Origin of the sequence: Bacillus sp. EKM501B (assembly GCF_011800505.1) — a bacterium.
Taxonomy (GTDB): domain Bacteria; phylum Bacillota; class Bacilli; order Bacillales; family Bacillaceae_G; genus Bacillus_A; species Bacillus_A cereus.
This window is the reverse complement of the sequence record NZ_JAALFZ010000018.1, coordinates 1-9,067: the sequence shown is the minus strand read 5'-3', so window position 1 is coordinate 9,067 and position 9,067 is coordinate 1. Positions and strand designations below refer to the sequence as shown.

Sequence of the window (9,067 nt, the reverse complement as noted above, 5' to 3'; positions counted from 1 at the left end):
CCTATATGAGTTGCTCATAGAATGATGTAAATCCTCTCTATTTTTTGTAATAGAAACTAATGCTTTGATGATATTATTGAGGAAAGGTGCATATTTTCATTGATATGTAAATATGCACCTTTTCTATTGTATTTGCAATTTAATAAAGTTAATTTGAATTTATGTAACGCACATATATGAAGCCATCTTTAAAAAAAGGAAGTGATTTATCATACACATTCAAGCTGTGAAAATACCAAAGAATATTGAAAGTCATTTGTTTAAGCAACTTAGTAACTTGGTTTCAAATGAGAAGAAAGAACGAATGAAGCGTTTATTAAACTCATGCGACGTTAATAGGACACTGATAGGGGATTTACTAATCCGATCTCTAATCTGCCAAAAGTATAAAATTAATAATGAAGAAATTAGATTTAAATATAATGAGTATGGAAAACCTTTTGTTGAAAATTTTTCTGACTTTCATTTTAATCTGTCACATTCAGGAGAATGGGTGGTTTGTACTACTGCTAATTTTAATGTGGGTATTGATATAGAAAAGGTTTCAGAGATAGAGGCGCTTAAATTAGCAAAAGAATTTTTTTCAGCGGATGAATTTTATGATATATCTAATATGAATTCTGATGAACAAATTAACTATTTTTATGATTTATGGACATTAAAAGAAAGCTATATAAAAACGATTGGAAAAGGGCTTTATACCCAATTAAATTCATTCTCTATAAAAAAAGAATCACGAGCTTTAATTTTATACAAGAATATACCTAAGAATTTTTACTTTAAACAGTATAACATTGATCCAAATTATAAGTTATCTGCTTGTGCAACAAGGGATGAATTTCCGCAAGAGATAATAATTAAAGAAATTTATGCAATTTTCCAAAAAATATACAAATTTGAAAGTAAGGAGAAAATCAATGCAGAAGACTAAACTTTTTTGCTTTCCACATGCTGGGGGATCTGCGTTTAGTTACGCAAAATGGAAAAATCACTTTAATCCATATATTGAGGTAGTCCCGATAGAGTTAGCTGGTAGAGGATATAGAATTGAAGAAAACTTGTACCAAAGTATGGAAGAGGCAGTAAATGATGTCTACAATAAAATAGTTATGCAGATAGATGATTCGCCCTACATTCTATTCGGGCATAGCATGGGAAGTTTGATCGCCTATGAAGTAGCCAGAAAAATAAAAGATTCTAAAAACGTATCGCCTGAATTTCTTGTTTTGTCCGGTAGAAATCATCCAAATAGTAAAATAAAAAATATCAGACATAATCTTTCTAATGAGCAATTTAAAAGAGAAGTTATTGCAATGGGAGGTACACCATCTGGGGTACTGCAATCAGAAGAATTAATGGAGATTTTTCTCCCTATTCTAAGAGCAGATTTTAAAATCGTTGAGACGTATATTCATGACAAAAATACACAACCATGTGATATTGATTTTCTTATATTTAATGGGGAAAATGATGAATTTACTACATATGATCAAGTAATAAAATGGGAACGATACACAAGTAAAACGTGTACTTTTCATTCTTTTGAAGGTAATCATTTCTTTCTAAATGAAAATATTGAAGAAATAGCAAATAGTATTAAAAGAAAGTTAGATTCTAAAAGATTATCAAATAGTTTTTAGTTTTTTAAGTATACTCATAGCTAACAAAGAAAAATATGAAAGATGAAAAATACAGGCATTGCTGAAATTTTATTGAATATATGCATAGAATCCTAAACGAACTGTTTAAAGGCAGAGACTCTAAGCAAAATGTATATGAATTAACTTTAGTTTAAGTTGGCTTTACCTATAATACCATTTAGAGTCTTTATTATACTTAGTACAAAGTACATAACAGTTAGGGATGCTGTATGTAAAGCTAATGAATATGTGAAGTGAAAAGGCCGACTCTTATAATTATGAGTGGGCCTTTTGGTTTTATGGATATCAAATTAGTGAGCAACATTTCAAAGCGTATCTTGTGATATAACTAAGTAGATTTTTTTAAACAAGGGGATGATGAGATGAATAAATTGAAGGGGAAAATTGCATTAGTAATAGGGGCTAGTAGAGGGATAGGTCGAAGTATTGCCTTACATTTGGCACAGGCTGGTGCGTTAGTCGTTGTTCACTTTAGTAAAAGAAAAGAAGAAGCAGAAAGTGTAGTGGATAAAATTAAAAAAGATGGCGGTTCCGCATTTGCGATTCGTGCAGACTTAAGTACTTTTAATGGCATTAATAAATTGTATTCAATGATGGATCAATCTCTTCAAAAATATATAGGTGATACTACATTTGATATCCTTGTAAACAACGCTGGAATTGGGCAGGTGTTAACGATAGAGGAATCTACGTTTGAAATATATGTAATGTTTAGATACCTAAAGGAGTCTACGTTTTTTAGTAGGGTCTTTCTAGCTAATGATAAGGTACCAGCAAATAAACTATTTTGTCTAATTGACAAATAGAAAGTTTACATAACGTTTTTCTGGTAAATAATTATGAGTCAAATAGTGTGATCAATTAAGTTATTTAGTCCTAAATCATAAGATTTTAATACAAAATACTATAATTTGATTAATAATAGTAGTGAAAAAATATTAAATATATCTAAGTTTTAAAGCGAATATTAGAAACCGGTGTACCGCATTCTTATTTCAATAGCACATATGCAAGTATTAAAGTCCAGAACTCATCTGGTAGCGTTATGTACAATAAGGAAATTATGGGAAATAGACAACAAAATGCTGAAACGCAAACAGTACCTGTAAAAGAGGGAGATTATATAGAATTTACTCATATAGGAGGGGAAGCAGCAAAGGAAAAAACACGCGCGACTTTAACTAACCTTGAGAATGGAAAACAGGAATATATCGGAAAGAAAAGAACATATGGGGTTACATCTACAGGATTAATAAGACAATAAACGTATAAAAAAGTTGGGGAAATCCCCAACTTTTTTATACGTTTTAGTCAAGAAGATTCCTTCTTCAAGGAATGCGAAGTGAGTAGGTAGAGGTAAATTGGCTTCGAATAAGGTATGGCAGGAAGCTTTATCAATAAGTATGCAAATATTTAAAAAACTAATTTTTATACAAAAAGTGTATACTTACGACAAAAAAATTTACCTTAACCAACAATTTTGCTTTTAGTAAATTTAAGGTGTGTAATTAATATACATTTTTCGAGGAAAACGCAGAATTCTGTCAAATTATCTTCATTTACATGACTGTGAACGTGGTATAAAAATGAAGCATATCCAAAATTATTAAAGGGGCTGAAAAAATGATTAAAAAACTTATTATTGGTTCTGTTGTTTTAGGAACAGCAATAGGAGTAAGTAAACCTACATTTGCTTCAACAAATTATTCTCCATCACAGTTTCAAGATAGGGGAGATGCCCAAGTTCAATCAATACCATCGCCATGGCAGTATTTAGGGCAAACCTCTAGGGAACTTCAAATTAAAACTAAGGATCCAAAAGTGCTTGCTTTTGAATTAGCAAAAGAAGCTCCATTTTACGAAGATGAATTAGTGGATGTGTGTTTTGCAATCTTAAGAGAAAATGTAGATGTAGTATATTGGACAAGTAAGGAATGGGCTAGATTTGAAGTAGGAAATTACGAGTTTAAACATGAAATGAAAATTTATAGAGATAAAGAACGTCAGCAATTAATTACTTCAATAGAATCATAAAAAAAGAAGCTATCTTTAGTAAGATATGCATCCAATAATGTAGACAGGAAAAGAGAGCACATAAAACTGTTGCGATATTGGAAAGTAAACTAAAAAAACAAGTATAATTACTTGTTTTTTTAGTTACAGTAATTATTTAGAAGGCTTAGCTTGTATATGTTCACATATATTTATTGGATAACCATAATCCTCTCTATACTATGATTGGGATACAAAAGCTAGAAAGGTATCAATCCATTTATTCTTAAATTGAATTACCATTCCTCCGTCATGGTAGGTTTCGTTATATTTTGAAAAAACACTTCACAAACAATATGTATTACTTTATGGGAACATTATTAAATTTGAACGATATTAACAATGCTTTGTTGATAATTAGCTAAAAAAGTATTGTACGATTAAATGTATTGTGTTACATTTGTGTTACAAATTTGTTGCGAAATGTTATAATTATTTCTATATCATTTCCTTTTGTTTCCTTAATGTTACGAAAGGTATAGATGTTTTATGTGTATAGGAGTGTGTGTAGTAAAGAGTCTGAGTTGAAAATACGTGCACACTTTAAATTTCCTTTCTGTCTGAATGAAGAAGACTACCAACTAATTAAAGGGTTCAAAGTAACAACTTTAAATAAAATGTGCTTCCTTTCCCACACACAATTGAGTACATATTTAAAGTACAGCCTAGTTGCTACACTGACTCTTGTACATATAAACATTAAGGTGAAATAGAGATAAGGATTTATTACATAATAAGCATTACTTAGCTAAACGTAAAAATATTATCTGTGCATTTTTATGAAATGTTAAAATGTCTAGATGATATTTTTGAAGATTTCTTGGATGTGTTTATGAATAAAAATTTCTAATACTTAATGATTCTCTACTACTGCAATATCCAATAATTTATGTAATAGGATTTATAAGGTGTATGTACATTCACTTATATAGGGAAAATGAGGTTTTTCATATGAAGTATAGTTATAAAGTGTTTATATTTATTTGGACAATTATTTTATTGTTTTTTCTACTTTATTATGGTTACAGTGAAATTTCTGATACCAAGAAAGTGCCAGTTATAACAATCAAAAAATAGAAGTAAAGAATATTGAGAAAACCAAATGAGATAAAAATAGATACAGTAGAAAGGCTACTACAGGAAGTAATTAATCGTACGAAGTTAGATGAAATATTGAAAAGAAAAAAATTAATGGAAAATATGTTGATTACTGCTTGGGGAGAAAATTATAAATATCACAATCGGTATAAAGATATTCATGAGTTATTCAGAGGTTACCATTTACACTGCCTTAGGAAAAAAGGATGTGTTACCGAGACACCCTTTATATTTAAGTAACGATTCAAGCTAATAGATTACATAAAACCAGAGCGGATTGTACATCGTCTTATTCGAACTATAAGAAACCATGAACGAACAAGTAAAGCGGGACTTACAGCAAACTGTAATGGTGAAACAGGAGGAGACGCATGGGTGTGGTTTTCAATTTGTCATGAAGAACATCCCGTTGCTGAATCCACCGCTTGCTTATTTTGTATCAATAAACTTATAGAAGACTATCATAAAGAGGTATGTATATTTTTTCCGAGATGCAGATGCATTTGCGAAGTAGAGAGGTGAAAAAATGCTTGTAAAATATCCACGAACATTGCATGTTCCTTGGTCGATAGGGGTAACAAGTGATGACCGTGTTCTACAAAATATGGACGGATTTGAAAATCAAGAAGTGGTCGTACTAGAAAAGTTAGATGGTGAAAATACATCTCTTTATAAAGAGGCTATTCATGCAAGGTCGTTATCAAGTGGTCATAACCCATCGAGAACATGGGTAAAAACGTTACAAGGAAGTATGGGGGGATAGAATTCCAGAAGGCTGGAGGATATGTGGTGAAAATGTGTATGCTTGTCATGGCATTCACTACACAGCACTGACGTCCTATTTTTATGTCTTTTCAATATAGAATGAGAAAAATGAATGTTTATCGTGGGATGCAGCAGTTGCATGGTGTAAAAAGTTAGGCCTTGCACACGTTCCAGTGTTATATCGTGGCCCCTATAATGAAAAGGTAATTCGTTTGTGCTACAACGGTACTTCACTCTTTGGAGGGATTCAGGAGGGGTATGTACTTAGATTAACGGATGCGTTTCACTATAATGATTTTTCAAAATCCATAGGGGCATTTGTTCGAAAAGACCATGTGCAAACCAATCAGCACTGGATGACACAAGCGGTTATCCAAAATAAATTAGCAAAATAAAAACACGCAATTCCAAATGGAACTGCGTGTTTTTTCTTTTTTTAGCATCATTTGACGTTCATGTATGGTTACTCTTATTAGAGAATATGTCCCCTAACCACGGAAAACTATTAATTTATTAGTTTTTATTCGTAACTTTTAAAGTATCTAATACGACTTTAGTTGTGTCTGCAATAAGCTTATCATCATATTCTGCATCTTCTTTATCATGATTAGAAAGGATGGCAAGAACAATTGGCTTTTTATTTGGTGGCCAAATAATTGCAATATCATTCCTTGTTCCATAAGATCCTGCGCCTGTTTTATCAGCTACTTCCCATCCTTTTGGTACGCCCGCACGAATCAACTTATCTCCAGTCGTATTTCTCTTCATCCAATCTACTAATAATTCACGTTTCTCTGTTGGAAGTGCAGATCCTAATGTAAATGATTGAAGTGTCTTAGCGATCGCTTCTGGTGTACTGGTATCGCGCGTTTCTCCAGGATGTACTTCATTTAATTCAGGTTCAAATCGTTCAGATTTAGTAACCGTATCTCCCGTTTCTCTCAAGATTTTTTCAAATGCGGATGGACCACCTAACTTTTTAAGAATTAAATTATGTGCCGTACTGTCACTATATCGAACAGAAGCATCTGCAAGTTCTTTTAACGTCATTCCTGTATACACATGCTTTTCTGTAATTGGATTATAATTAGAAAGGTCTTCACGCGTATACGTAATCCCTTCATCAAGAGCTTCTATTGAGTTCTGACGTAAAAGAGCTCCCGCTGCTAATGATTTAGATGTAGAGGCAAATGCAAAACGATCATTTGAATGATAAGCAATAGTTTGATTTGTACCTGTATCCAGAGCATAAATACCAAGCTTAGCATTATATTCTTTTTCAAGCTTAGCAAAAGAATCATGACCTGTATTTTCTTGTTTAATTTGCTTTATTTGTTTTGTTTGCTTAGGTGGTCCAGATGGAGTATTACTATTAGAACACCCTATTAGTGTTACACATGAAAGTAATACGACAGGTACAATCTTTTTGTAGGTAAAGAACTTGTTTAAAACGTACATGAATTTTCAACCTCTTTCAACGATATATGGATTTTGTTTTGGTATTTTAAATACCGATGTTAATTAAAGCGGGTGTTGGATACCGATACTTCTGAAGTTGAATTTTAACAGGCTAAGCAGAACCAAAGCGTTTATATGAATGAACAGTTGCTGTTTAGGGTGTTTCTTTTTTTATAGTTTACCTGTGAAAGTATTAAACTCGTAACATTTAAATGAAGTATCTCAATACACACTTTTTTACATCACTTTACTTTGGGGAATAATAAGTCCTTTCATATTTTTAGGGATACACATAATAGACACTCTAAGTAATAAATTTGTTCCATTTTAACTTGGTAAATGGTAAAGAAAATACAATGAATTGTAAATGAAATCTGTACGGGAATCTAGTACCGTATAGTACAGTGCATATGAAAAACTCCTCAATGCTATCTCTCAAAAAATAATAATTCTCGGCTTTATAGACTGTATTTTCAAAAATATTGCGAACTTGTAAGAAAAATGAAAGGTAATTCAATATGAGATAAACAACCTTACTACAATGAAAAACAGAATCATTATTAAAATCATGAGATACGATATCAAGTTATTTGCGTGTTTAATACATTTGACCAAATATTCCAGTTTTAATAGGAAAAGTCAAAATGTAGACAAGTATCTTCTATCAAATCTCATTCTTAGTGTGTACATTTGGAGGGAATTTCTCATATGAAATTAGTAAAAGTAAAAGATCTTAGTTAGGAGAAAGATGAGAATGCTAACAAATTCTATGGGAAGGTGAAGAAAGAAGGTAGCGTAGGTCTATTCATTAAGAGTAAGCTTGAGGAGATTATATCAGCTAAGTTACTCTTTAGCGACACAGTTAATCCTGAGGGGGATGAGACAATTACAAAAGAACAGCAAGTTGAATTTCACTTCTAAGAGGGGGCAGACGCCTCTCTTTTTTTATGTCGCAAATAGCATTAATTCGTTAAGTAATTTATATGAGATTATCTTAAATAAGTTAGTTAAGAAAGAAAAATAAAAGTGAGTAACAAGATAAAAATATACAGGTACGTAAAAAATAAGGAAGTTGTATTTGCAAGTGTTTTAGTTGGGTGTGATATCAACCGTATGGGTAAAGATGAATATTACGTTCAAATTAATATGGATGGAAAAGGAGGAGTTTCAAAATCTATGGATGGTAAAGTGATGGGAAAGGAGTATGAATATACATTATCGGGTTTTGATAAGGAAGGTAAAGAAAAAGAGTTAGAATTTATCGCACAAAAGAATCTTCGTAAAGAAGCATTCCTACGTGTATATCATTTAGATAAAAAGGTGTAACAGCTTGGGAGGAAGTGCTGGAAGACGGGATCCCTAAGAAAGCAAAAAAACTAGGTGTGAAATAATCAGTTATTTGTGATGGTGGATTCTCCTAGGTGGAGGGTTCGCCGTTTTTTATTATATGTTATGTTGTGGTTTTTATATAAAGCATATTGAAAAGATGGATTAAATCTTCTGGAATGATGTCTCCATAATTAATAACTTGTACAATAACCTTTCAATTATCACTAAATCCATTCATATCAACAAGTTGTCCCATATATCCCTTTGTAGCAATATCTTTTAAAGTACGCTAAAAAATACCCTTTATTTTATCTTTATCTTATCTTTACCTTATCTTTAAATTTTTATATTAAACTTGAAACCTTAAAGTATTGATGTATGAGTCTAAAAGGATGGGAGATAGATGTTCATTACATAGTTTATATATAACCAATTACCTTTGAAAAATTGCATTTCTTATACGAGGAGGAATATATGAAGGATACAAGTAAAAAACAAATTATAAAAGTGTTCCTTATTAGTATTTTAGGCTTAGGAACAATACTTGGAATGCTATATTTTAATCATAAAACCAATATTCAACAAAATAAAGCGCTAGCCACCGAAAAACGTGTATTGCAATATGAATCTACCTTGAAAAAAGAATTAGAAAAATATAATTTAGGAGAGAAAACAGCAGTTTTATTAGGAATTATGTACCAAGA

At 31.4% G+C, this 9,067-nt stretch carries 5 protein-coding genes and 5 pseudogenes; 8 read left to right on the top strand and 2 right to left on the bottom strand.

Annotated features, from left to right (window positions below):
• Positions 1-226: 226 nt before the first annotated feature.
• The 5 genes and pseudogenes from HFD78_RS23685 to HFD78_RS23665 all read left to right on the top strand — a co-directional run bounded on the left by HFD78_RS23685 (position 227) and on the right by HFD78_RS23665 (position 3,695).
• Positions 227-931 carry a 4'-phosphopantetheinyl transferase family protein gene (locus HFD78_RS23685; protein ID WP_097862805.1) on the top strand — a complete coding sequence of 235 codons (705 nt, stop codon included), beginning with the start codon at positions 227-229 and terminating at the stop codon, positions 929-931.
• Positions 918-1,640: a thioesterase II family protein gene (locus HFD78_RS23680; protein ID WP_001172937.1), complete on the top strand. Its 723-nt coding sequence runs from the start codon at positions 918-920 to the stop codon at positions 1,638-1,640. Before HFD78_RS23685 ends, HFD78_RS23680 begins: the two co-directional genes overlap by 14 nt.
• Before the next feature lie 383 nt (positions 1,641-2,023).
• A pseudogene (locus tag HFD78_RS23675) lies at positions 2,024-2,365 on the top strand (SDR family NAD(P)-dependent oxidoreductase); the annotation flags it as partial.
• A 251-nt stretch (positions 2,366-2,616) separates the two neighbouring features.
• Positions 2,617-2,925 (top strand): annotated as a pseudogene (locus tag HFD78_RS23670) (putative mucin/carbohydrate-binding domain-containing protein); the annotation flags it as partial.
• A 359-nt stretch (positions 2,926-3,284) separates the two neighbouring features.
• Entirely contained in the window at positions 3,285-3,695 is a 411-nt protein-coding gene (locus tag HFD78_RS23665; protein WP_000592189.1) for a hypothetical protein, read from the top strand.
• Between the two features lie 198 nt (positions 3,696-3,893).
• Here the strand turns inward: HFD78_RS23665 and HFD78_RS30145 are convergent.
• Positions 3,894-3,980: pseudogene (locus HFD78_RS30145) on the bottom strand (DUF2278 domain-containing protein); the annotation flags it as partial.
• Between the two features lie 1,357 nt (positions 3,981-5,337).
• Here HFD78_RS30145 and HFD78_RS23655 point away from each other — a divergent pair.
• Positions 5,338-5,971: pseudogene (locus HFD78_RS23655) on the top strand (RNA ligase family protein).
• Between the two features lie 118 nt (positions 5,972-6,089).
• Here HFD78_RS23655 and blaIII read toward each other — a convergent pair.
• The gene (blaIII, locus tag HFD78_RS23650) at positions 6,090-7,034 is read right to left on the bottom strand and encodes a class A beta-lactamase BlaIII (protein ID WP_000289423.1); all 945 of its coding nucleotides are present in this window, start codon (positions 7,032-7,034) and stop codon (positions 6,090-6,092) included.
• Between the two features lie 1,038 nt (positions 7,035-8,072).
• Here blaIII and HFD78_RS23645 point away from each other — a divergent pair.
• Both HFD78_RS23645 and HFD78_RS23640 read left to right on the top strand, forming a co-directional pair.
• Positions 8,073-8,425 (top strand): annotated as a pseudogene (locus HFD78_RS23645) (YxeA family protein).
• Between the two features lie 412 nt (positions 8,426-8,837).
• The coding region (locus tag HFD78_RS23640; RefSeq protein ID WP_481747112.1) for a DUF1294 domain-containing protein at positions 8,838-9,067 on the top strand (230 nt) is incomplete at its 3' end.